The organism is Agrobacterium salinitolerans, from assembly GCF_027498475.1.
Taxonomy (GTDB): Bacteria; Pseudomonadota; Alphaproteobacteria; order Rhizobiales; family Rhizobiaceae; genus Agrobacterium; species Agrobacterium salinitolerans.
This window is the reverse complement of record NZ_JAPZLN010000001.1, coordinates 541,856-565,155: the sequence shown is the minus strand read 5'-3', so window position 1 is coordinate 565,155 and position 23,300 is coordinate 541,856. Positions and strand designations below refer to the sequence as shown.

Here is a 23,300-nt window from a genome sequence, read left to right as displayed (position 1 = left end):
AAGAAAGAGCCCGCTACCGCGGGCTCCAATCTCTCAGACGCGGAACTTTAAGCGTCAGCGCAATGCGCCAACCAGAACGTCGCGGCCATCCTCGATGGAGACCCAACGGCCCGTGTTGAAGGACGCCTGTCGCTTCAGATAGGTGTAGTTGGTGTCGGTCCACAGCTTCACGTCGTCGGTGAGGTTGTCGAGAATGTAATCACCGTCCGTGGTGCGGAGCGTCAGCACGGCATGGCCTTCGCCGTCAGGCTTGCGCACGACTGTTATCAGCAGATCGGCGACGGAAAAACCGCGCTCGATCAGCTTCTTGCGCTTCAGCAGCACGAAATCTTCGCAGTCGCCGGCGGTCGTCGGATATTCCCAGACCTCGTCCTTGCCGTAGATTTCCTGGTCGGTCATCGCCACGATGGTCGTGTTGACGGACGTATTGATCTCGCGAATGACGCCCCAGCCATATTCGGTAACGCGCGGCGGCGGCGTGACCTTGCTGCGGATGTTGCAATCGTCGGCATATTTCTGACAGAACTCGTAATGGCCGATCGGCTGGGAGGTAATACCGCCCGTCACCATGGAAGGGCTTCCCTTGGTTTCCGCGGTGGCGGAGGCGGCAGTCATTAGCCCGGCGGCAACTGCAAACAGCAGCGCACGCGCCAGCGGTGCGTTCATCATGAAACCCGTCCCTTAAATTCTTAATGAAAAGTTAAGAGGGATCGGGGGTGCGAGTCAATCATTAGCAAACGGCGGCCCTCAAGACTCGCTGAATATGGTTAAGAGCGTTGCGCAAATGCCTATATTGCAAGGGCTTTGACAGCTGCGAGCATCCGCTCGATATCCTGCGGTCGGGAAAGCCGATGGTCTCCGTCGCGGATCAGCGTCAGCACCACATCGTCGGCAGGAAGATGTTCGATGAGTTTCAAAGCATGCTGATAGGGAACGTCTGGGTCACGCATGCCCTGCAGGATGTGGACGGGGCAGCCGGTGATGATGATGCCCGTGAGCACGCGGTTCTGCTTTCCGTCTTCCATCAGTGCGCGGGTGAAGATGTTGGGCTCGGGGCTATACTCCGAATGTTCCTCGAAGTAACCCCGTTCTGCGAGAGAGGCTTTTTCCGCATCCGAAAGGCTCGGCTCTATCAGCTCCTGCGTGAAATCCGGCGCAGGCGCGATGAGAACCAGACCGGCGACGGAGGGTGCGCCGCCCGCCTTGCGAAGCTCCTCGACCATGCGCAATGCAATCCATCCACCCATCGACGAGCCAACGAGAATGACCCGTGACGGCGCTTTTGCACGCACCACCGCTAGTGCCTCTTCGAGCCATCTCGAGATCGTGCCTTTGTTGAAATCACCGCCGGAAGCCCCGTGCCCGGAATAATCGAGGCGCAGGCAACCAAGGCCGTTGTCCGCGGCGAAGCGGTCAAGCTCAATTGCCTTGGTGCCCGTCATATCGGAACGGTATCCGCCCAACCAGACGAGCATGGGCGCGTCCTGTTGCGATGTTGCGCGGCGATGAAGGAAGGCAATGTTGCGGGCGTCATCGCCCATTCCTATATGCAGAAATTCAATGGCTTGTTCGGTCATGTATATGCAATTCTCCTGATTTTCCTGCAATATCGGCGGCGTATTTGCAAAATCCGTGGCAACAGGTGATCTTTTCGGGCAGATATGCTATTGACTTCGCCGCGGCAATAACGACATTTCCGCCACTTGTACCAAACAAGCTGTTTTTTGTTGACGTGATCCAGAAACAGATCAGGAGAATACGACCATTCGCAGACCTTTCAAAGCCGATGCCCCCGTCAAGGAGGGGCCGCGCTCCAACCGGGAAATTCGGGTTCCCAGAGTTCAGCTTATTGATGAAGAGGGCCAGAACCTCGGTAGCATGCCGACGGATCAGGCTTTGAAAATGGCGGAAGAGGCCGGTCTCGATCTCGTCGAGATTTCGCCGAACGCAGAGCCGCCGGTATGCAAGATCCTCGATCTCGGCAAGCTTAAGTACTCGACCCAGAAAAAGGCCGCTGAAGCGCGCAAGAAACAGAAGATCGTCGAAGTCAAAGAAATCAAGATGCGCCCCAACATCGACACGCATGATTATGACGTGAAGATGAAGGCGATGAACCGTTTCTTTGACGAAGGTGACAAGGTGAAGGTGACGCTGAAGTTCCGTGGCCGTGAAATGGCCCACCAGGAACTCGGCATGAAGCTTCTCCTCCAGGTGAAGGAAGACACCCAGGCGATTGCCAAGGTGGAAGCCGAGCCGAAGCTCGAAGGCCGTCAGATGATGATGGTTCTCGCCCCGAAATAACTTGCGCCAGCCTTTTAAGGCCGCATGAATAGCCATCGCAAGGGGAAGTTTGCTTTCCCCGTTGCGCTTTTAGCCGACTGCGGTTATAAGCGCGCGTCCGAACGGTCCGGCAGGGCATGCCGAGGCCGTTCCTGAATAGCTTGAAATAGGCCTCGTCTGCCTGTTTCGATACAAAAACGGAGTAGCAAAATGCCCAAGATGAAGACGAAGTCCGCTGCAAAAAAGCGGTTCAAGATCACCGCCACCGGCAAGGTTGTTGCAGCTGCCGCCGGTAAGCGCCACGGCATGATCAAGCGTACCAACAAGTTCATTCGCGACGCGCGCGGAACCATGGTTCTCGCCGAAGCTGACGGCAAGAAGGTCGTCAAGAACTACCTGCCGAACGGTCTCTGAGACTTTTCCGCACTTTTGGACACTTTAAGGAGATCATGACATGGCACGCGTAAAACGTGGCGTAACTTCCCGCGCCAAGCACACCAAGACACTCAAGGCAGCCAAGGGCTTCTACGGCCGCCGCAAGAACACCATCCGCGCAGCAAAGGCTGCCGTGGATCGTTCCAAGCAGTACGCCTACCGCGACCGCAAGGTTAACAAGCGCAACTTCCGCGCTCTGTGGATCCAGCGTATCAACGCTGCTGTTCGCGAATTCGGCCTGACCTATGGCCGCTTCATCGACGGCCTGAACAAGGCTGGCATCGAAGTCGACCGCAAGGTTCTGTCCGACATGGCTATCCATGAGCCGGCAGCATTCGGCGCGCTCGTCGAAGCAGCGAAGAAGGCGCTTGAGTACCTCAAGGATGCCGGCACGGCCAACGAGTTTGAAACCGCTGTAAAGTAATTACGGCGCGGACAATCTGTTGTTCATTTGAAACCCGCGTCGGGAAACCGGCGCGGGTTTTTCGTTTTGAGCTGCTGATAATTTCCATCGGTATTTTTTAATTTAGAAATTTAGAAGAGTTGGAGTATTCACGCCGTTTGGAGCGAAACCCTTGGTGGATGGAAATGCTGGTCAATAAAAGTGAGGTTGTGGAAGCGGAAGGTTTTCGCGTTCATCTCGAAGACGATGACATCGCAACCGTGATGCGCGTCCTCCTGAAAAGTGACCGGCGCATTCAGAAGGTCGAGCTTTCGCAGCTGACGGTGTGGATCAAACGGCAGGGCACGGAACGGGTGACCTGGTGGATGAAAATGCAGAAGCTGCTGTCGAAACTTCTGCCCTACACTTTTCTTCGTCCTTCCGAGCCGCTTGACGGTGCCGGCCTCATGCAGCGAGAACTGGAAACATTGCAGCAGTTCCAGCAACGCGGCTTCCCGGTTCCGCCGCTGATCTATTCTTCACGCACGGCGGTGGTGCTGGGAGATGTCGGCCCAACGATCATGGAGCGGATGGATGCGCTGAAGTCGTCCGATCCGGTGGAGCATGACGCCTTGCTTGTGAAATCCGCAGAAGCGCTCGGCGAGCTGCATGCTGCAGGCCTCTGCCACGGTCGCCCGCATGTGCGTGATTTCTTTTTAAAGGACGGCCGTGTCGGTTTCATGGATTTCGAGGAGCGCCCGCAGGAGGTCATGCCGCTTGAAACGGCGCAGGCCCGCGATATCTGGCTGTTGTTTCTGCAGGTCGCGACCCGTGCCTGTGATGCCCCTAAAACCCGCGATGCGGCCTTTTCACGCTGGCTTGAAAACGCCCCACTGCGGGCAGTCGAAGAATTAAGCCGCCTGACCCGCATTCTCGGGCGATTTTTACCGCTTGCCCGGTTGATCGGGCGCGTGCGGATGGGTAGTGATCTGCGACGCTTTATCATGGCGACCGACTATCTGATGAATGCTGTGAACACCGACGCCGCTGTAAAAAAGTCCAGCAAGGCAGGAAAAGATGACTGAACTTGATACCTTGAAATCGCAACTGATGTCGGAGATCGCCGCCGCTGCCGACGAGCCGGCCATCGAAGCCGTGCGCGTCTCCGCGCTTGGCAAGAAAGGCTCGGTTTCGGAGCTTTTGAAGACGCTTGGCAGCATGACGCCGGAAGAGCGCCAGACCCGTGGCGCTGCCATCAACCAGCTCAAGACCGAAATCACCGACCTCATTAGCGAGCGCAAGAACGCGCTGAAGGATGAGGCCATCGCCGCCCGGCTTAAGGCGGAAACGGTGGATGTCAGCCTGCCGGTGCGCCAGTCTCCGGCCGAGCGTGGCCGCATTCATCCGATCAGCCAGATCGTCGATGAAATCACCGCTATCTTCGCGGATATGGGTTTCTCGATCGCCGAAGGTCCGGATATCGAAACCGACTATTACAACTTCACGGCGCTGAATTTCCCGGAAGGTCATCCGGCCCGCGAAATGCACGACACCTTCTTCTTGCCACCGGATGAAAACGGCGAGCGCAAGGTGCTGCGTACGCACACCTCGCCCGTGCAGATCCGCACCATGGAAAGCCAGAAGCCACCGATCCGCATCGTCATTCCGGGCAAAACCTATCGCCAGGATTCCGACGCCACGCATTCGCCGATGTTCCATCAGGTCGAAGGCCTTGTCATCGACAAGAAGGCACATGTTGGCAATCTGCGCTGGATTCTGGAAGAATTCTGCAAGACCTTCTTTGAGGTCGACAGCGTCGTCATGCGCTTCCGCCCGTCCTTCTTCCCCTTCACGGAGCCGAGCTTCGAGGTGGATATCCAGTGCGACCGTTCTGGCCCAATCGTGAAGTTCGGCGAAGGCACGGACTGGATGGAAATCCTCGGTTGCGGCATGGTGCACCCCAATGTGCTGCGCGCCGGCGGGCTTGACCCGGATGAATATCAGGGCTTTGCCTGGGGCATGGGCCTCGACCGCATCGCAATGCTGAAATACGGCATGCCTGACCTGCGCGATTTCTTCAACGCCGATGTCCGCTGGATGACCCATTACGGCTTCCGCCCGCTCGACATGCCGACGCTGTTCGGCGGTCTGAGCGTTTAATCCGGTTAGCCAAGGAGCAAAGACATGAAATTCACTCTTTCCTGGCTGAAAGAGCATCTCGAAACCGATGCGACGCTGGACGAGATCTGCGAACGGTTGACGGCAATTGGCCTCGAGGTCGAGGACGTCGATGACAAGGCGGCCTACAAGCCCTTCGTCATCGCCAAGGTCGTTTCCGCCGAAAAACATCCCGAGGCCGACCGCCTCAAGGTGCTGATGGTCGATGCCGGAGACGGCAAACCGGTGCAGATCGTCTGCGGCGCGCCGAATGCACGCGCCGGTCTCGTCGGTGCGCTCGCGCGTCCGGGCGTCTATGTTCCGGGCATCGACGTCACCCTTGCAGTCGGCAAGATACGCGGCGTGGAAAGCCACGGCATGATGTGCTCCGAAAAGGAGCTCAACATCTCCGACGATCATGACGGCATCATCGATCTGCCGCAGGATGCCCCTGTCGGCACGTCCTTCGCCACCTATGCCGGTCTCGACGATCCGGTCATCGAAATCAACCTGACGCCGAACCGTCCCGACTGCACCTCGATCTATGGCATTGCTCGTGATCTCGCCGCGTCCGGTCTCGGCAAGCTGAAGACGAGACCCGCGCCGTCCTTCAAGGTGGAAGGCGCAACGCCTGTGGACGTGAGGCTGGAACTGGACGACACTGCCCTTTGCCCCGGCTTCTCGTTGCGCATCGTGCGCGGCGTGAAGAATGGCCCAAGCCCGAAATGGATGCAGCAGCGCCTGATGGCAATCGGCCTGCGCCCCATCAATGCGCTTGTCGACATCACCAACTACATGACCTTCGATCAGGGTCGGCCGATGCACGTCTTCGATGCCGCCAAGGTCAAGGGCGATCTCACGGTTCGCCGTGCGAAAGAAGGCGAGACCATCCTCGCGCTCGACCAGCGCGAATATAAGCTCGGTCCGAACAATGTCGTCATCGCCGATGAAAAAGGCCTCGAGTCCATTGGCGGCGTTATGGGTGGCGAACATTCCGGCTGTGACGAAAAAACGGTCGATGTGCTGATCGAATCCGCTCTCTGGGATCCGATCAACATCGCCAAGACCGGTCGCTCGCTCGGCATCATCACAGATGCGCGTTATCGTTTCGAGCGCGGTGTCGATCCGGAATATATGGTTCCGGGTCTGGAACGCACCACCGAGCTGGTTCTGGAACTCTGCGGTGGCATTGCCGGGGAAGCCAAAGTCGTTGGCTACAAGGGCCATCAGCCAAAGGTCGTGGATTTCCCGCTGACGGAGGTGAAGCGCCTGACAGGTCTGGAAGTGTCGGCGCAGGAGAGTCTCACCATTCTCAAGGGTCTCGGTTTCGGCGTCGAGGGAACGGGCGAGCGCGTATCCGTCACCGTGCCGTCCTGGCGCCCGGATGTTGATGGCAAGGCCGATCTGGTGGAAGAAGTCATGCGAATTCATGGCGTCGATAACATCAAGCCGGAACCGCTGGAAAGCTTCGGTGCCGTCAACGGCCGTATCCTGACGACGCTGCAGATCCGCACCCGCACCGCGCGCCGTGCGCTGGCAAGCCGCGGCATGCTCGAGGCCGTCACCTGGTCCTTCATCCCGGAAGCGCAGGCGAAACTCTTCGGCGGCGGTTCACCGGCCCTGAAGCTCGCAAACCCGATTGCGGCCGATATGTCTGACATGCGGCCCTCGCTGCTGCCCGGCCTGCTGACCGCCGCACAGCGCAATGCCGACAAGGGCTATGGTGACGTCGCGATCTTCGAGGTTTCCGGCACCTATGAGGGCGATACACCTGATAAGCAACGCCGCGTTGCCGGCGGTGTTCGTCGTGGCACGGCCTCGCTGGCGGGTAGCGGCCGCATGTGGTCCAATGCTTTGAAGGGCGGCGGTAAGCCGGTCGATGTTTATGACGCCAAGGCCGATGCGCTTTCGGTGCTAGAAGCTTGCGGCCTGCCCATGGCCAATGTGCAGATCGAAGCCGGCGCCCCCGGCTGGTATCACCCCGGCCGTTCCGGCACCATCAAGATGGGTCCGAAGGTCGTGCTTGGTTATTTCGGTGAATTCCACCCTAAGACGCTGTCCGAACTGGATGTCTCCGGCGCCTATTGCGGTTTCGAGATTTATCTCGATGCCATGCCGGAGCCGAAGAAGAAGGCAACCCGCACCAAGCCTGCGCTTGAGCTTTCGCCCTTCCAGGCGGTGAAGCGCGACTTCGCCTTCGTGGTCGACAAGTCGGTGGAAGCGGGCGCCATCATCAAGGCGGCTACAAGCGCCGACCGCAAGCTGATCGCCGGCGTCAACGTCTTCGACATCTTCGAAGGCGCATCGCTCGGCGAAAACCGCAAGTCGGTAGCCATCGAGGTCCAGATCCAGCCGGTCGACAAGACGCTGACGGACGAGGATTTCGAAGCCTTGACGGCCAAGATCGTCGGCAATGTCGAGAAATCGACGGGCGGCGTCCTGCGCGCCTGAGCCTGAGGGCATCTGTCGGAATGAAAAAAGCCGCGGCGGTTGCCGCGGCTTTTTGTTTCTAGCGATTGGCCATCCGTGACATCTGTTCTGGGTAACGCGCGCCGGCGACTTTTGCGGGCGAAAGTAGCGCGCCGAGGCTGGCGGCTTCTTCTGCCGTCAGCGATACCTCCGCCGCGGCAACATTCTTCTCCAGATTGGCGATTTTTGTCGTGCCGGGAATAGGAACGATGAAGTCGCCCTGCGCCAGAACCCAGGCCAGAGCCAGTTGTCCGGCGGTCACGCCCTTCTCAGTCGCCATGTCCTCCAGAAGCTTGATGAGCGCCAGATTGGCGTCGAAGTTTTCGCTTTGAAAACGCGGCAGGCCGCGGCGAAAGTCGTCCGATGCAAGTCCGTCGAGCGTCTTCAATGCGCCAGTCAAAGCGCCGCGTCCAAGTGGACTGAAGGGGACGAAACCGATGCCGAGTTCGCGGCAGGTCTCCAGCACGCCGTTTTCCTCCACGTCGCGGGTCCATAGCGAATATTCGCTCTGAATGGCCGCAATCGGATGAACAGCGTGCGCTTTGCGAAGTGTTTCGGCGCTCGCTTCCGACAGGCCGAGATGCTTCACTTTGCCCTGTCGCACCAGCTCGGCCATGGCGCCGACCGTGTCTTCGATCGGAACATTCGGATCGACGCGATGCTGGTAGAACAGGTCGATCTCATCGACGCCAAGGCGTTTGAGAGAGGCTTCGGCGACGGCGCGCACATTTTCCGGGCGACTGTCGGTGCCTACCATCATCTGGCCAGCGGGTTTGGTGGTGTCGATTTTGAAGCCGAACTTGGTGGCGATGACCACCTTGTCGCGATAGGGCTTCAAACCCTTGCCGACAAGGATTTCGTTGTTGTAAGGCCCGTAAACCTCCGCCGTATCGAAAAAGGTAACGCCGAGTTCGACGGCGCGGTGCAGCGTTGCAATTGCGCTGCTCTCATCGCCGGTCGGGCTATAGGCATGGGTCATACCCATGCAGCCGAGGCCAAGCGCCGAAACGGAAAGGTTGTTTCCGAGGGTTCTTTTTTTCATTTGTACGTCCTTCCATAAGGAACCGCCCATCGCTAGGGGCGTGGTTAGAAAATAGCGTCTCATGGCGATAAAAATAATCGCTGCAAATCCGTGTGGGTTGTTCTATCATTTAGAACAATGAACCGTGTGCAACTCTCCCAGCTGGCCGTTCTGGCCGCCGTTGCCGAAGGCCGCAGCTTTCGCAAGGCCGCCGCCGAACTTGCCATTGCCCCTTCCGCCGTCAGCCATGCGGTGTCATCGCTGGAGGCGAGCCTTGGGCTACGCCTGCTTCATCGTACCACCCGCAGCGTCTCACCGACAGAGGAGGGCAGGCGGCTTCTCGAGACGCTTGGCCCTGCACTTGCGGATATCGATGCGGTCATCGAGACCCTCGCCGAGCATGGCGGGAGACCGGCCGGCCCCCTGCGCATCACTCTGCCGAGACTGGCCGCCGAGGACCTCATCGTGCCACGGCTGGGTGAATTCCTGCGGCTCTATCCCGATATTTCACTCGAAATTTCAACCGACGACCGCTTCGAGGATATTGTCGCAAAAGGTTTCGATGCCGGGCTGCGGCTCGGGGAGCACCTCGATGCGGATATGATTGCGGTTAAAGCCAGCGGCGCGTGGCGCGGCGCAATTGTTGGCTCTCCGTCCTATTTTGCGGAAAATCCATCGCCACGCGATCCCAGGGATCTCATTCGGCATCGCTGCATTCGCCGGCGTTTCGCTAGCGGCCTTATCTATCGCTGGGAACTGGAGAAGAATGGCAAGCCATTGGTGGTCGATGTGCAAGGGCCGCTGATCCTGTCGGACCAGAGCCTCATTCGACGGGCGGCGATTGACGGCGCAGGGCTTGCCTTCGTTTTTGAGCAGCGTGTCGAGGACGATATCAGGGAGGGAAAGCTGATCCGCGTGCTGGAGGACTGGTGCGCGCCCTTCGACGGTTTTTACATTTATTATCCCTCACGCCGGCAGATGCGCCCGGCGCTGAGGGCTTTCGTGGATTTTTTCCGCTACCGGGGCTGATCAGAACTTGATGCGATAGCGGATATGGCCGTCGCTTTTGACGTAGCTGTCGTAAAGCTTCTGGGCACGGTGATTATGCTCGTCCGTATTCCAGTAAAGCCGTGACCAGCCCTTGTCCTTGCAAATAGTGATCAGGTCATCCATCAGCGCCCGGCCCGTGCCCTTGCCACGGATTTCGCCATCGACGAATAAATCCTCCAGATAGCAGTCCGGTGTCTTCACCCAGGTGGAATCATGGAAATGGTGGATGGCGAAACCGGCCATGCGCTTGCCGAGCATGGCCACCCGCATGGAAACACGGGATGTGGGATCGAGGATACGCGCCCAGGTGTGTTCCGTCACATCATCGGCAAGATCAACCTCGTAAAAGGCGAGATAATCGTTCCAGAGGCGCAGCCATTCCGCCCGGTCAGCCGGCTCTGCGTCGCGAATCGTGAGTTCCATCTTATACGCCCGCCTTGTCGAGAAGGGTCATCATCTCATCCGTGAGCTTCAGATCGCCGGCGCGTTTGAAGCTTTCAAGCTGCGACAGGCTGGTGGCGCTGGCAATCGGCGCGGTTATCGCCTTTTTCCTTAACAGCCAGGCCAGCGCGATATCCGCGAGCTTGGCCCCGGTCTGTACCGCCACAGTATCCATGGCGCCCAAAACGGCGAGACCACGTGTGTTGACATATTCGCCGACGCGATAGCTGCGGGCGACACCTTCCGTATCGGCCTTGGCGCGATATTTCCCGGTCAGAAAGCCGGCGGCGAGGCTGTAATAGTTGATGACGCCGAGCTCTTCCTTGACGCAAAGATCGGCAAGAGGACCTTCAAAATCCGCGCGGTTATAGAGGTTATATTCCGGCTGCAGCACATCATAACGCGGAAGATTGTTCTTCGCGGCCACGTCCAGCGCCTCCTGAAGCTTGCTCGCGGAATAGTTGGAGCAGCCGATGGCGCGGATTTTCCCCTGTTCCTTCAGCTTTGCGAAGGCGGCAAGCGTCTCTTCCAGCGGCACGTCCGCATCCGGTTTATGGGCGAGATAGAGGTCGATATAGTCAGTCTGCAATCGCTTCAGCGAAGCCTCGACAGCCTCTGCGATCCACCTGGCGCTCAGCCCTGTCTTCTGGCCGCGATTGTCGAAACCGACCTTGGTGACGATCACCGCGTCCTCGCGCTTGACGCTCGATTGCTTCAGCCATTTGCCGATGATCGCCTCGGACTCGCCGCCCACATGCCCATCCACCCAGGCGGAATAGACATCTGCCGTGTCGATGGCGTTGAACCCGGCGTCGAAAAAAGCGTCGAGCAGGGCAAAGGAAGTCTTCTCGTCCGCTGTCCAGCCGAAGACGTTGCCACCGAAGACGATCGGGGCGATGGAGAGGCCGGTGCGGCCAAGGCTTCGTTTTTCCACGAGGAATGCTCCTGTTGCTGACTTTGCCCCAAGGTTAGCAACTGCCAGTCTGCATAACCATTCAATTCCTTTGATGGCATTCATCAGGCAGCGGCAGGGTCTGAGATTATCAGGCCTGAAAACCGCGATAGTGGCTGGGAGGGAAGCGATTATGCTGTTGCCAGACACGCCGCAAATGCCGGGCGGAGGCAAAACCGGCCCTCTCGGCAATGGCTTCCATATCCAGGCGGCTGTTGGCGAGAATGTCGCGGACGAGATTGACCCGCATCAGGTTGACGTAGTCGATGACGCTGATGCCCGTATGCTCGCGAAACAGGCGCGACAGATGCCTTTCGCTGAGCGCCGCAATATCGGCCAGCCGTTCCAGCGACCAGTCCTGCGCCGGCTCGGCCATCACACGGTCCTGAACCCGATGAATGGCGGGGTGGATGTGGTTGCGGCCGGTGAGCCACGGGGAGATTTGCGGATCGCTGCCGCTGCGCCTGAGATAAACCACCATGGTTTTGGCAATACGCGCTGCGACCGCCGGGGATGTCAGCCGGGAAACCACATGCAGCATTAGGTCGATACCGGTGGAAATGCCGGCGCTTGAGAAGCGGTTGCCATCCTCGACGAAAAGGCGGTTTTCAGCCACCTGGGACAGCGGCGCGACGCGGCGCAGCCCTTCAACGCAATCGGCATGGGTCGTGCAGTTGCACCCGTCGAAAAGCCCGGCTTCGCCCGCCAGCAGCGCGCCGGAACAGATGGAAATGACTGTCGTATGAGGGCGCACCGCGCGGCGCAGCCATGCCACCAGCGCCTGCCGCTCTCGCCGTGTCTCCGGATCGTTGTCGAAGCGTGACGTGCTGCCCGAGATCAGCAGGAAAGCATTTTCCGGCAGGGTCGCGGGCAAGCTCTCCAGCCCTGAAAGCGCAAGGCCGATGGAGGATTGTTGTTTGTCAGTCGCAGCAATGTAGCGGCAGTCGAAATGGATGTCCCGTTGTTCCCCGTTGGCATAACGGATCACTTCGAGCGGACCGGCAATATCGAGCAACAGCGCATGGGGCGGCACAAGCGTATAAAAGGGAATGGTGCGTGTGCCGCCTTTATCCATCAGGCCGCCTCTTCCACGGTGGCAAGTGCGTCGTCGACGGTCACGATGCGCGCAAAGCGGCCAGCCAGCACCAGCTCGGTCCGCTTGCGGATATCGTCGGGGCTGAAGACGGTGCCGGAAGCATGTGTCATCGGGAAAGTCAGCGTCGCTTCTGTGACGTAGTCGACGCTATAACCAAGATCGGAAGCGTGACGGGTGGTGGTTTCACAGCATTGTTCGGTGCGGATACCGGAGACGATCAGCCGGTTGATACCCTTCTGCGTCAGCCAGATTTCGAGGCCGGTGCCGGCAAAAGCGGAATGGCGGTTCTTGTGAAAGGTGACATCTGGGGTAATCCGCACACCCTCCAGCGCCCGGATATAGCCGCTGTCTTTTGAAAAAGCCCTGTCGCCATCGACATGGAAGATTTGCACGACGGGAATGCCCGCAGCCTTGGCGCCGTCGATCAGCACCTGCTGCTTCTCCAGATAAGCGGCAAGCTCGCTTTCTTCGAAGTAAGGGGCGTGCCGAAAGGATTCCTGAACGTCGATGACAAGCAGCGCTGTACGAGAAGAGGACATTTCATGTTTCTCCATTGGGTTCATGCATAGCATAATTCCTCTTATCTAGCTTGGAGAAAAGCAGGTATTCCGACAAAGACAGGACAAATTCAGCCATACGCTGCTCTGTCATGCATGCGCGGCTTGCCAGGCCGTGTGACGATGGTAAGTTTCCAACGATGGCAGAGCGGGAGAATGGAATGCTGCGTTTCGGAATAATCTCAACGGCGAAAATCGCTCAGGATCACGTCATCCCGGCGATGCAGGATGCGCGAAACTGCGTGGTCAGCGCCATCGCCAGCCGTGACCTCGCCAAGGCCCGCGCGGTGGCGGATCGTTTTTCCGTGCCCCACGCCTTCGGCTCCTATGAGGAGATGCTGGCGTCGGATGTTATCGACGCCGTCTATATTCCGCTTCCGACCTCGCAGCATGTGGAATGGACCGTCAAGGCCGCCGATGCCTGCAAGCATGTTCTGTGCGAAAAGCCGATTGCACTGAAGGCCGAGGAGATCGATACCCTCATCGCCGCGCGTGACCGCAACCGTGTTATCATCTCGGAAGCCTTCATGGTCACCTATGCGCCCGTCTGGGCGAAGGTGAAGGAACTGCTGGCGTCCGGCGCGATAGGCACACTGAAGCATGTTCAGGGCGCTTTCAGCTATTTCAACCGCGATCCCGGCAATATGCGCAATATTCCCGAACTGGGTGGCGGCGCCTTGCCGGATATCGGCGTTTACCCGACCATCGTTACCCGCTTCGCTACCGGCGCGGAACCCCGGCGCGTACAGGCCACCGTCGAGCGCGATAAAGAATTCGGCACGGATATCTATTCCAGTGTCCGGGCCGATTTTGGCGATTTCGAACTGAGTTTTTATCTGGCCACACAGCTTGCCGCCCGTCAGCTCATGGTTTTCCATGGCACTGAGGGGTATATCGAGGTCAAGTCTCCGTTCAACGCCAATCGCTGGGGTGCGGAAGAGATCGAGCTGACCAATCAGGCCCACAATCAGTCGCAAATCTTCCGGTTTCAGGATAGCCGCCAATACAAACTGGAGGCGGAGGCCTTTGCCCGTGCGGCGAAGGGTGAGGGCGACGTCGTGACGCTGGAAAGCTCGAGAAAGAACCAGCTTTTCATCGACGCTATCTACCGGGCAGCGGAAAAGGATGGCTGGGAGACAGTTTAGTCCTGATCCTGCCGTTGCTTTTGAAGCCGCCAATAGCCGTAAAGCGCCAGCACAAATGCTGCGAGTGCTGAAAAAGCAAGCGGGACGAGCGGCTGCACCAGCGGGTTGCGCCATTGCAGCAGGGCAAACAGCCCGACGCTGACGATCCGTGAGGTAAGCGTGACGGCATTTGTCAGGAAGCTGTTCAGCCTGGCTGATGCCTCACCATACGAACGGTTCAGCCGCCAGCTTGTTACAAGCCCCGTTGCGGCGCCCGGCAAACGGGCGGCAAGCGGATCGACGCCGAGATAGAAAATAAGCAGACAGGTAACGACGAGATCAACGGCCAGTCCGCCGATCTCGGTCAGTGCAAAGTGCGGAAGCCTCAAGGCGATGTACTTTTAGAGGGTTGGCTTGGTGGAACGCGGGCGCTGCAGCACCAGAAGGCTGATAACGACACCCACGACACCGAAATTGTAACCGGCGAGCGCCAGAAGCAGCGAGATCAAGGGCACGGCCGTGGAAGAAAGTGCAATCGCCACGCCATAGGCACCGATAACCATCATGCAGATGAAAACGATGCTGAAAACCGAACGGAGCGCAACTGCGGTTACGCCGAGCACTGTGGCGGTAAGAAAAATCATGATGCCGCCTCCTCTTTGATTGTCGGGCCTGAGGGAAGGCTTAACGCCGTTTTCCCTAACGAACCCTTGTTTCCTCCTCCCATCCTCATCTTCCTAACTCGTTAGTTGAGGATATGGTTTCAACGTCGTTAAAATGAGGCTGGTCGGCGCCGGCATTTCCGAATCGGCGGGTTTTGGTTACAAACGGGCATGAGCGATATTTTCTCCCACGCAGCATTGAGCAATCTTGCCGAGTTCTCGGTCTCCGAACTGTCGGGTTCCATCAAGCGCACGGTGGAGACGGCGTTCGAGCAGGTGCGGGTGCGCGGCGAGATTTCCGGCTATCGTGGTCCGCATTCGTCCGGGCACGCGTATTTCTCGCTGAAGGACGACCGCGCCCGTATCGACGCGGTGATCTGGAAAGGCACCTTCTCGCGGCTGAAGTTCCGCCCCGAAGAGGGCATGGAAGTCATCGCCACCGGAAAGGTCACAACCTTTCCCGGCTCCTCGAAATACCAGATCGTCATCGAAAGTCTCGAGCCGGCCGGTGCCGGCGCGCTGATGGCGCTTCTGGAAGATCGACGTCGGCGGCTGGCGGCGGAAGGGCTGTTCGATGCGGCTCGCAAGCGCCGGCTGCCCTTCATGCCGCATGTCATCGGCGTCGTCACCTCGCCGACGGGCGCTGTCATTCGCGACATCCTTCACCGCATTTCCGATCGCTTTCCGGTCCATGTGGTCGTCTGGCCGGTTAAGGTGCAGGGTGAAGGTTCGGGCGAGGAGGTGGCGAACGCCATTCGCGGTTTCAACGCACTTCAGCCCGGCGGTGAGATCTCGCGGCCCGACGTACTGATTGTCGCACGCGGCGGCGGCAGTCTGGAGGACCTCTGGAGTTTCAACGATGAAATCGTCGTACGCGCCGCTGCCGAAAGCGAAATCCCGCTGATTTCCGCCGTCGGGCATGAAACCGATACGACCTTGATCGACTACGCCGCCGATGTGCGTGCGCCAACCCCGACGGGCGCCGCCGAAATGGCCGTGCCGGTGCGTGCGGAACTTGAAGCGCAGCTTTCCGGCCTTGCCGCGCGCCTTGCCGGTTCGGTTTCGCGGCAGATGGACAATCGCCGCCAGGGCGTGCGGGCGCTGGTGCGTGCATTGCCGTCACTCGATCAGCTTCTGGCCCTGCCGCGCCGCCGTTTCGATGAGGCTGCAAGCGGTCTTGGCCGGGGATTGGAATTGACGACGCTGAACAAGCGCCGTGCCTTCGAACGTTCCGCTTCGGGGCTGAGACCGGAGACCCTGCTAAACGGTCTCAAACACCACAGGCAACGCGTCACCGAACGTATGCGCCGGGCCGAGACCCTGGTGGAGCGCCGTTTGCTGCAGGGCAAAGGCCGCGTCGATGCCTTCGATTCCGCGCTGCGTTCGCTTCCCGCCCGGTTGCTCGGCCAGGTGGAGCGGCAGAAGGAGCGGGTCGTCACTGCTGTGCGTCGGGCCGATACCGCCGTATTGCACCGCATGGCGCAGAACCGCGCGGGCCTTGCCGCTCATGACCGCATCCTGCAATCTCTGTCTTATAAAAACGTGCTGAAACGCGGTTATGCCGTGATCCGTGACGAAGAGAACCGGCCGTTGACGCGTGCGGCAGCTATCGCTTCAGGTGCTGTGGTCTCGATGGAATTTGCCGATGGCCGCGTCTCGGCCATCACGACGGGGGAGGGCGCACCGTCCCCCGATAACCCCATAGTGCCAAAAAAGAAGCCGGCGAAACCGGCTTCTTCCGATCCGGGTAATCAGGGCAGCCTGTTCTGATCAGATCGACGCCGTATCCGAAAAACGGCGGCTGACAGTGAAGGTCTTTTCGATATCGGGGTGCAGTTCCATGCCAAGGCCGGCGCCCGGCGGCACGGTAATCATGCCGTTTTTCACCTCAGGCAATGCGGTGACGAGATCGCGATACCAGGTCTTGTAGAAGGCGCGCACGCTTTCCTGCACCAGCGCATTCGGCGCATTGAGCGACAGATGCGTGGAGGCGCAGAGCACGACCGGGCCAGTGCAATCATGCGGCGCGACCGGCAGATGCCAGGCCTCCGCCATGGAGGCGATCTTGCGCGCCTCCGAAAGTCCGCCGCACCAGCTGATGTCAAGCATCACCACGCCGGCTGCACCTGTTTCCAGCAGGTCACGGAAGGCCCAGCGGGAGCCGAGCGTTTCGGATGCGGAAATGGGCGCTGGCGACACGGCGGCATAACGCGTCAGGCTGGAAAGGCTGTCCATCTTGATCGGGTCTTCGTGCCAGAAGGTCTGGTAGGGGGTAAGCGCCTTGGCGATCTGCATGGCGGGCAGAAGCTGCCACATCGAGTGGAACTCCACCATGATATCCATCTTGTCGCCCACCGCCTTGCGAATCTTTTCGAACGGCTCGAGCGCGCTTTTCAGGTCCGGCATCGAGATATATTGCCCGCGCGTCTTTTCCGCCGCCGCATCGAAGGGCCAGATCTTCATGGCGGTGATGCCGTCTTCCAGCAGCGAATGGGCAAGCTCGTCGGCCCGGTGCAGAAAGCCGTTCAGATCGTCATAGTCCTTGCCGCCGGAAAGGCCGTAATTGGCTGTCTGCTGGCCGGTCGCTTTCTTGATGTATTCGGTGCCTGCGCAGGTATTGTAGGTGCGGATTTCCCTGCGGCTGAAACCGCCGAGCAGCTGGGCGATGGGCTGGTTGGTGGCCTTGCCGAAAATATCCCACAGCGCGATGTCAAAAGCGGAGTTGCCGCGCACTTCCGCGCCCGAGGAACGGAAGCCGAGATAACCGACAAGGTCTTGCGCCAAGAGGTCGATTTGCAGCGGGTCGCGACCGATTACCCGGGGCGCGATATATTCATGGACATAGGTTTCCACCGTCTCGGCGCCATAAAAGGTTTCGCCAAGCCCGGTAATACCTTCATCCGTATGGACCAGAACCCAGAGCAGGTTTGCCCGTTCCGCCACACGGACGGTCTCAAGTTTCGTGATTTTCATGAAGTATCTCCTCCAGAGGCAGGTCGTGTTCCGCCTGGAACGGTGTTTGAAAAATCAGGCGATGCCGGCGGCCAGAAGCGCATGCACGCTTTCATCGAAATGCCGCGCCATCAGTGTTGAAGCCGTTTGCGGATCGCCGGCGGCAATGGCCTGTCCGATGGCGATGTGAAGCTCGCTTGCGGCATGGCGCTGCGCATCGGATGTGCGGCTTTTCCAGCCGATCGGCCAGGTCTGACGCGTCACATTCTGGAAGGCGGCGAGAATGAGTTCGAAAACCGGGTTCTTGGAGGCCCTGGCTATGGCGATGTGAAAAGCAAGATCGTGTTCCATGACCTTGTCGTTGTCGCCGAAATCCCGCTCCATATTGTTGGCATGGTCGAGAATGGTCAGCGCCTCCGCATCGGTGCGCCTCAGCGCCGCAAGCGTCACGGTTCTGACTTCGATGGTGCGGCGTACGTCGTAAATCTGCTGGATGTTGATCTGTTCGGTGTGAATGCCATGTTCGAACATCAATGACATTGCACCGTGATCCAGCGTCGCCACAGTGGCCCGCTTGCCGGCGCTCACGTCGATCAGCCGCATGGCAGACAGAGACCGGAAAGCCTCACGAACGACGGTGCGGGAGACACCGAGCTGCTGCGAGAGCGAAAGCTCGCTAGGGAGCTTCGCGCCGGGTGCGAGTTCGTTTTCGCGGATATGACGGGTGATAGCGCCGACCGTGCTGCTGACGAGACCGGCTTCATGCGAAATGGCGTTTAACATTTTTCCTCCAACCTGTAGTACAGGTTTATGAGAAATTGCTTACAGGATTTTCTGAAGCGAAACAAGCGCCATCACGGAGGCATTGTGTGTTTGTCGGCCAAAAAGGCCTATTCTTCGAAATCTCGCAAAAACCGTTTCAGCAGTCGGTTCAGCGTCGCACGGTCTTCTTCGCTGAGGCCGGCGACCAGGCGCTGCTGGTTTTCGACGTGAGCGCCTGCCGCTTCCTCGACAATCGCAAGGCCCCGTTCCGTCAGCGATATCAGGACGCTGCGCCGGTCGTTCGGGTTGTGGATACGTTCCACCAGGCCGGCTTTCTCGAGTTGGTCGATTCGGTTGGTCATGGTGCCGGAACTCACCATCGTCATGGCCAGGAGATCGCCGGGGGAGAGCCTGTAGGGTGAGCCGGAGCGCCGCAATGTCGCCAGTACATCGAAAGCGGAAGAGGAAAGCCCGTGCTTCAGCAGCGCCGCCTCTACCTCGCGGCCGAGATGGGTGGAAAGACGGTTCAGGCGCCCGAGCAGCCCCATGGGATCGACATCGAGATCGGGTCGCTCCCTGCGCCACTGCGCCAGAATGTGATCGACGTGGTCCAACGGTTCTTCGCTCATCACCAAGGCATAACAATTGATATCTTGACGTCAAGATAAAATCGACTAAGTTGGATTTATCTTGATATAGAGATTCTTGATATGAAGAAAAATACGACCTACTTAGCCGATGTGCTGGTGACAGCACTTGCTCCCGCCATCTGGGGAACCACCTATTTTGTCACAACGGAATTCCTGCCGCATGGATATCCGCTGCATGTCGCCATGCTGCGCGCCTTGCCGGCCGGTGTCCTGCTGCTGCTTCTCGTCCGAAAGCTGCCGCAGGGTATCTGGTGGCCGCGCAGCTTCATTCTCGGTGCGCTGAATTTTTCGTTTTTCTGGGCGATGCTCTTCGTTTCAGCCTATCGACTGCCGGGCGGTGTCGCAGCCACGGTGGGTGCGGTGCAGCCGCTCATCGTCATCGCTCTGTCGCGGCTTTTTCTCTCAATACCGGTGCGGCCGCTCGCCATCGTCGCCGGTTTTCTCGGCATTGCCGGTGTTGCGCTTCTGGTGCTGACGCCCGGCGCGGCACTTGATAGTATCGGTGTTGCCGCAGGCCTTGCCGGCGCCGTCTCCATGGCCTTCGGAACGGTGCTGACCCGCAAATGGCGCCCGCCCGTCTCGAACCTCACCTTCACCGCGTGGCAATTGACGGCCGGCGGCATTCTTCTTTTGCCGGTCGCTTATCTCTTGGAGCCGGCTTTGCCGGCGCCAACGGCGGCCAATGTTCTCGGCATGGCCTATCTTGGCCTCATCGGTGCAGCACTTACCTATCTTCTGTGGTTTCGTGGGCTTGCCCGCATCGAACCTTCCGCGGCCGTATCGCTCGGCTTCTTAAGTCCGGTCGTTGCAACTTTGCTGGGCTGGCTGGCGCTCGGTCAAAGCCTTGCGCCAACGCAGATCGCCGGGTTCATTGCCGTGCTTTTCAGCATCTGGCTCAGTCAGCGCAGCCAGTTGCCGAGGTAGGGGGCCGTCAGGCCCATTCGCCCTTGCGCATGACAGGAACCGTGGAGCCATCTGGCTTAACGCCGTCAATATCCACCTTGTCGGAACCGATCATCCAGTCGATGTGGATAAGGCTGGAATTGCCGCCCTGCGCCTTGATCTGATCCTGCGACAGCGAGGCGCCGTCGAGAAAACATTTCGAATAGCATTGGCCAAGCGCGATGTGGCACGAGGCGTTTTCATCGAACAGCGTGTTATAAAACAGGATGCCGCTTGCTGAAATCGGTGAGGAATGCGGCACAAGCGCCACTTCACCGAGACGTCGCGCGCCCTCATCGGTGTCGAGCACCTTGTTCAGCACAGCTTCGCCCTTGGAAGCCTTGGCTTCGACGATGCGACCGGCTTCGAACTTCACCTGGATATCATCGATCAGGGTTCCCTGATGCGACAATGGCTTGGTGCTGGACACATAACCATCGACACGCAGCGCATGCGGCGTCGTGAACACTTCTTCGGTCGGAATATTCGGGTTGCAGGTCACGCCGTTCTTGGCCGTGGAAGCGCCGCCGTGCCATTCGTGGCCATCCGCCAGACCGATTTTTACGTCGGTGCCCGGGCCGGTGAAATGCAGCGCGGAGAAGCGTTCGCCATTCAGCCATTCGGAGCGCTTGGCAAGATTGGCATTGTGCTGCGCCCATGCGGCGACGGGATCGGCCACATCCACCCGCGAGGCGGCGAAGATGGCATCCGCGAGCTTGCGCACCGCTTCATCTTCGGTGAGGCCGGGGAAGACTTGCTTTGCCCAGGACGGATTGGGGTAAGAAATGATGTTCCAGTTGATATCGAAGTTGGAAATCTTCTCCAGCGCCGGCTTATAGGCGGTGGAATTGGCCTTGTTGGCGCGCGCCACCTTGGCGGGGTCCTCTTCGGCCAGCAGCATGGGGTTGTCGCCGGCAATCGCCAGCCGCGCTGCGCCATTGGCATAGGCCTTGGCCATGCCCTCATAGAGCCAGCCGGAAGCCCGGTCGAAATTCGCGTCGCTGGCATGGCGGTAGCGCGAAAGCGTGGTTTCCTCGTCGGAATAGAAAGTGGTAACCAGCCCGCCGCCCGCCATATAGGCATGCTTGGTCAAAAACCTGACCAACGGCAGGGCCGCCAGCGGTGCAGTGATCACCAGATCCTGATCCTTCTGCAATTGCAAGCCGACCTTGACGGCGACTTCCGCGAGTTTTTCCAGTTTGACGGGATCGATGGGGGAAACGGTCATGATCTGCCTTCGTCTATTTCAATAGGAGGCGCCGACCATAGCCCATTCCTTCCGAAAGCCAAATGCTTTCAGGCGTGCCCCTCGCGCGTCAATCGGCGACCAGCGGTGCCGCAATGGCCTTCAGCGCCTTTTGGGCATCGCGTGGCGAAAGCCTTACCTGCAAGCCTCGCTGCCCGCCGTTCATGTAGACACAATCATGCGCCATGGCCGCGGCCTCGATGGCCGTCGGCACCTGCTTCTTCTGCCCGAAAGGGCTGATGCCGCCGACATGGTAACCGGTCGCCCGCTCCGCATCGGCGGGTTTCATCATGCTGGCGGACTTGCCGCTGAAGGCGGCGGCAAGCTTCTTCATGCTCACCTCGCGGTCGGAGGGGACAATGACGCAGACCGGCTTACCGTCCAGCTCCGCCATCAGTGTCTTCAGCACCAGATGTGGCGCCTCACCGATCGCCTCGGCCGCCTGCAGCCCGATGCGATCGGCATTCGGGTCGTAATCATAGGTCACGGTGGTGAAGGCGATGCCGGCCTTGGTCAGCATCTGGGTGGCGCGGGTCGTTTTGGACATGGTGGGCTGCGTTCAGGCAAAAAGGGTCTGATAGATTTCCGGCTTGAAGCCGACGGTTATCTTGCCCTTCGCCTCCAGCACCGGACGCTTGATCATCGAGGGCTGCTCCAGCATCAGGCCGATGGCCTTTTCGCGGGTAAGATCGGCCTTCTGGCTGTCATCGAGTTTCTTGAAGGTCGTGCCGGCCCGGTTGAGAACCGTTTGCCAGCCGGCGGCATCACACCATGTTTCCAGATGGGCGCGGTCGATACCGGCTGCCTTGTAGTCATGGAAAGAATAGTCGACGCTGTTCGTCTCCAGCCAGCTTCTGGCCTTCTTCATCGTGTCGCAATTCTTGATGCCGTAAATCGTGACCGTCATGCTATCGCCTCTTCGTCTTCAAGCCTTCCGGCATAACAAAATATCCATCTTATTCAAGCTGCCGCCTGAGGCGCCTTGCGTCGATTCATCCCTCATAATGCTTGAGCTATGCAAAATCGAGGTGGCTGACATCCAAACGAGCGCGAGCAAAGCTGCATGGCTTCCCTGCTACATCGAGAGTTGTAGAAGATGCCTGAAATCCCCATTATCTGGGCAACAAAGATGGAGATTAAAATGCGTCAGGTTGCAAAGACATCGCGTAACTTCTTCGGTGAAACCTTCGCCGTTCTCGGTGCAGCGCTCTCGGTTTCGGCCGCTGTTCGCGCACATCGCAAGCCCGCCCGTGCCGATCTAGAAGCTCTCGGCATCGACGGCAAGGCTTTCGACAAGGTTCAGCTCTAAGCTGCTATCGTTTGTAGCGAGGCGATTTCGCCTCGCCCGTGAGTATATTTTGGCGCGCCTTAGCGTTCCGACTGCTTCCGGTTCGGTCGTTTTCTAGGATCGATCAGTTTGTGCGGTAGATGTAGCTGACTTTCGAGCGGCTCATACCGATCCGCTTTTGCGGAGAGTGCGAAGCGTCCAAGGGACTCATGTCGGGTTTCGCCATTATGGCTGAAAACAAGCTCGAAATTACTCGCAAGCCAGCTATATGGCTTTCCGGCTGGCATCGGTTCCATCTTCCCGCAGCTATAAATCATCGTGATATGCGGTGTAAAAGATGGTGCAGGGATATAGGGAAGGTTCGCCTGTCGAAGCGCCCGTTGCAGCAGCCTCACCAGGGCATGGATCTCCGGCTGATCACCACCGTTTCGTAGGACCAAACTGTTGCGATTGCCAAAAAGTGCACTTCCGTCAAAGATGACCGGAACAGGCCGCGCGCTTACCGCACCCATTGCCGCCTTCAGTCTGCTTGTCAGTCCGTGAGGGATCGTCTCGAAACATCCCAAACACAGCAGGGTTATGTGCAGAAGCTCGGCGGGATATGCCTCACGGGTTGTCCGACCCAGAGCATGATGCGACGCATCGGCAAACATTCTTTCCGCCAATTGCCGTGGCGGCTTCAGCAGCAATAGGAGCTTGTTTCGAAAGCGTGGATTGACGCGTCGTATTTTCTGCGGCTCCAGCCCATCAAAGCAAAGCTGCCTCAAGGCTCTTTCGTCCGTCAACTCGCACTCCATGACGATGCTCCACAGCCTTATGCCAAGGCCGGAAACC

General features: G+C 58.9%; 27 protein-coding genes. 11 read left to right on the top strand and 16 right to left on the bottom strand.

Annotated features, from left to right (window positions below; all coding sequences use genetic code 11):
* Positions 1-54 precede the first annotated feature (54 nt).
* Both O9X91_RS02685 and O9X91_RS02680 read right to left on the bottom strand, forming a co-directional pair.
* Complete coding sequence (locus O9X91_RS02685) at positions 55-669, bottom strand: transglutaminase-like cysteine peptidase (RefSeq protein WP_142913744.1); 615 nt, start codon at positions 667-669, stop codon at positions 55-57.
* Positions 670-788: 119 nt separating this feature from the next.
* Positions 789-1,577, bottom strand: coding sequence for an alpha/beta hydrolase (locus O9X91_RS02680; RefSeq protein ID WP_191217325.1), 789 nt, complete (start codon positions 1,575-1,577; stop codon positions 789-791).
* Positions 1,578-1,764: 187 nt separating this feature from the next.
* Here O9X91_RS02680 and infC point away from each other — a divergent pair, with 187 nt between their 5' ends.
* The 6 genes from infC (at position 1,765) to pheT (ending at position 7,705) form a co-directional block, all read left to right on the top strand.
* Entirely contained in the window at positions 1,765-2,301 is a 537-nt protein-coding gene (gene infC / locus O9X91_RS02675) for a translation initiation factor IF-3 (protein WP_077224822.1), read from the top strand.
* Positions 2,302-2,490: 189 nt separating this feature from the next.
* Entirely contained in the window at positions 2,491-2,694 is a 204-nt protein-coding gene (gene rpmI, locus O9X91_RS02670; RefSeq protein WP_003493355.1) for a 50S ribosomal protein L35, read from the top strand.
* A gap of 40 nt (positions 2,695-2,734) precedes the next feature.
* Positions 2,735-3,139, top strand: a complete 405-nt coding sequence (rplT, locus tag O9X91_RS02665) for a 50S ribosomal protein L20 (protein ID WP_003493358.1) — start codon at positions 2,735-2,737, stop codon at positions 3,137-3,139.
* A gap of 164 nt (positions 3,140-3,303) precedes the next feature.
* A complete protein-coding gene (locus O9X91_RS02660; protein ID WP_137409611.1) occupies positions 3,304-4,182 on the top strand; it encodes a lipopolysaccharide kinase InaA family protein in 879 nt (292 codons plus the stop codon).
* The gene (gene pheS / locus O9X91_RS02655) at positions 4,175-5,257 is read left to right on the top strand and encodes a phenylalanine--tRNA ligase subunit alpha (protein ID WP_077983783.1); all 1,083 of its coding nucleotides are present in this window, start codon (positions 4,175-4,177) and stop codon (positions 5,255-5,257) included. The genes O9X91_RS02660 and pheS overlap by 8 nt, the downstream gene beginning before the upstream one ends.
* A gap of 24 nt (positions 5,258-5,281) precedes the next feature.
* On the top strand, positions 5,282-7,705 hold the full coding sequence (gene pheT / locus O9X91_RS02650) for a phenylalanine--tRNA ligase subunit beta (protein ID WP_142913741.1): 2,424 nt from the start codon (positions 5,282-5,284) through the stop codon (positions 7,703-7,705).
* A 58-nt stretch (positions 7,706-7,763) separates the two neighbouring features.
* On the opposite strand, the gene O9X91_RS02645 is transcribed toward pheT, so the two are convergent.
* Complete coding sequence (locus tag O9X91_RS02645) at positions 7,764-8,765, bottom strand: aldo/keto reductase (RefSeq protein ID WP_142913740.1); 1,002 nt, start codon at positions 8,763-8,765, stop codon at positions 7,764-7,766.
* 117 nt (positions 8,766-8,882) lie between these two features.
* Between O9X91_RS02645 and O9X91_RS02640 the strand changes: the two genes are divergently transcribed.
* On the top strand, positions 8,883-9,773 hold the full coding sequence (locus O9X91_RS02640) for a LysR family transcriptional regulator (RefSeq protein ID WP_142913739.1): 891 nt from the start codon (positions 8,883-8,885) through the stop codon (positions 9,771-9,773).
* Here the strand turns inward: O9X91_RS02640 and O9X91_RS02635 are convergent, their stop codons facing one another.
* The 4 genes from O9X91_RS02635 to O9X91_RS02620 all read right to left on the bottom strand — a co-directional run bounded on the left by O9X91_RS02635 (position 9,774) and on the right by O9X91_RS02620 (position 12,822).
* Positions 9,774-10,217 carry a GNAT family N-acetyltransferase gene (locus O9X91_RS02635; protein WP_142913738.1) on the bottom strand — a complete coding sequence of 148 codons (444 nt, stop codon included), beginning with the start codon at positions 10,215-10,217 and terminating at the stop codon, positions 9,774-9,776.
* A 1-nt stretch (position 10,218) separates the two neighbouring features.
* Positions 10,219-11,169, bottom strand: a complete 951-nt coding sequence (locus O9X91_RS02630; RefSeq protein ID WP_142913737.1) for an aldo/keto reductase — start codon at positions 11,167-11,169, stop codon at positions 10,219-10,221.
* Positions 11,170-11,278: 109 nt separating this feature from the next.
* A complete protein-coding gene (locus tag O9X91_RS02625; protein WP_142913736.1) occupies positions 11,279-12,262 on the bottom strand; it encodes a GlxA family transcriptional regulator in 984 nt (327 codons plus the stop codon).
* Positions 12,262-12,822: a cysteine hydrolase family protein gene (locus O9X91_RS02620; protein ID WP_142913735.1), complete on the bottom strand. Its 561-nt coding sequence runs from the start codon at positions 12,820-12,822 to the stop codon at positions 12,262-12,264. Before O9X91_RS02620 ends, O9X91_RS02625 begins: the two co-directional genes overlap by 1 nt.
* Positions 12,823-13,001: 179 nt before the next feature.
* Here O9X91_RS02620 and O9X91_RS02615 point away from each other — a divergent pair, with 179 nt between their 5' ends.
* Complete coding sequence (locus O9X91_RS02615; protein WP_142913734.1) at positions 13,002-13,985, top strand: Gfo/Idh/MocA family protein; 984 nt, start codon at positions 13,002-13,004, stop codon at positions 13,983-13,985.
* Here O9X91_RS02615 and O9X91_RS02610 read toward each other — a convergent pair.
* Complete coding sequence (locus O9X91_RS02610; RefSeq protein WP_142913733.1) at positions 13,982-14,353, bottom strand: GtrA domain-containing protein; 372 nt, start codon at positions 14,351-14,353, stop codon at positions 13,982-13,984. The two genes, O9X91_RS02615 and O9X91_RS02610, sit on opposite strands and share 4 nt — an antisense overlap.
* A gap of 12 nt (positions 14,354-14,365) precedes the next feature.
* A complete protein-coding gene (locus tag O9X91_RS02605; protein ID WP_077983775.1) occupies positions 14,366-14,608 on the bottom strand; it encodes a hypothetical protein in 243 nt (80 codons plus the stop codon).
* Between the two features lie 189 nt (positions 14,609-14,797).
* Here O9X91_RS02605 and xseA point away from each other — a divergent pair, with 189 nt between their 5' ends.
* A complete protein-coding gene (gene xseA / locus O9X91_RS02600; RefSeq protein ID WP_142913732.1) occupies positions 14,798-16,396 on the top strand; it encodes an exodeoxyribonuclease VII large subunit in 1,599 nt (532 codons plus the stop codon).
* On the opposite strand, the gene O9X91_RS02595 is transcribed toward xseA, so the two are convergent.
* From O9X91_RS02595 to O9X91_RS02585, 3 genes are all read right to left on the bottom strand, one after another.
* The gene (locus O9X91_RS02595) at positions 16,397-17,599 is read right to left on the bottom strand and encodes a mandelate racemase/muconate lactonizing enzyme family protein (RefSeq protein ID WP_137409621.1); all 1,203 of its coding nucleotides are present in this window, start codon (positions 17,597-17,599) and stop codon (positions 16,397-16,399) included.
* Positions 17,600-17,653: 54 nt separating this feature from the next.
* A complete protein-coding gene (locus O9X91_RS02590; RefSeq protein ID WP_077983772.1) occupies positions 17,654-18,361 on the bottom strand; it encodes a FadR/GntR family transcriptional regulator in 708 nt (235 codons plus the stop codon).
* A 107-nt stretch (positions 18,362-18,468) separates the two neighbouring features.
* Positions 18,469-18,969, bottom strand: coding sequence for a MarR family winged helix-turn-helix transcriptional regulator (locus O9X91_RS02585; RefSeq protein ID WP_162520571.1), 501 nt, complete (start codon positions 18,967-18,969; stop codon positions 18,469-18,471).
* Positions 18,970-19,050: 81 nt separating this feature from the next.
* Between O9X91_RS02585 and pecM the strand changes: the two genes are divergently transcribed.
* Positions 19,051-19,914 (top strand): 4-hydroxybenzaldehyde efflux transporter PecM, encoded by an 864-nt coding sequence (gene pecM, locus O9X91_RS02580; protein ID WP_142913730.1) that lies wholly within the window; start codon positions 19,051-19,053, stop codon positions 19,912-19,914.
* A 7-nt stretch (positions 19,915-19,921) separates the two neighbouring features.
* On the opposite strand, the gene O9X91_RS02575 is transcribed toward pecM, so the two are convergent.
* The 3 genes from O9X91_RS02575 to O9X91_RS02565 all read right to left on the bottom strand — a co-directional run bounded on the left by O9X91_RS02575 (position 19,922) and on the right by O9X91_RS02565 (position 22,085).
* Positions 19,922-21,160, bottom strand: coding sequence for an aminopeptidase (locus O9X91_RS02575; protein ID WP_142913729.1), 1,239 nt, complete (start codon positions 21,158-21,160; stop codon positions 19,922-19,924).
* Between the two features lie 88 nt (positions 21,161-21,248).
* A complete protein-coding gene (gene ybaK, locus O9X91_RS02570) occupies positions 21,249-21,725 on the bottom strand; it encodes a Cys-tRNA(Pro) deacylase (protein ID WP_142913728.1) in 477 nt (158 codons plus the stop codon).
* Between the two features lie 12 nt (positions 21,726-21,737).
* A complete protein-coding gene (locus tag O9X91_RS02565) occupies positions 21,738-22,085 on the bottom strand; it encodes an ArsC family reductase (protein ID WP_142913727.1) in 348 nt (115 codons plus the stop codon).
* Between the two features lie 234 nt (positions 22,086-22,319).
* On the opposite strand from O9X91_RS02565, the gene O9X91_RS02560 reads away from it, so the two are divergent.
* Entirely contained in the window at positions 22,320-22,487 is a 168-nt protein-coding gene (locus tag O9X91_RS02560) for a hypothetical protein (RefSeq protein WP_003503889.1), read from the top strand.
* A gap of 59 nt (positions 22,488-22,546) precedes the next feature.
* Here O9X91_RS02560 and O9X91_RS02555 read toward each other — a convergent pair whose 3' ends face one another.
* Positions 22,547-23,263, bottom strand: a complete 717-nt coding sequence (locus O9X91_RS02555; protein WP_142913726.1) for a 2'-5' RNA ligase family protein — start codon at positions 23,261-23,263, stop codon at positions 22,547-22,549.
* Between the last annotated feature and the right edge of the window lie 37 nt (positions 23,264-23,300).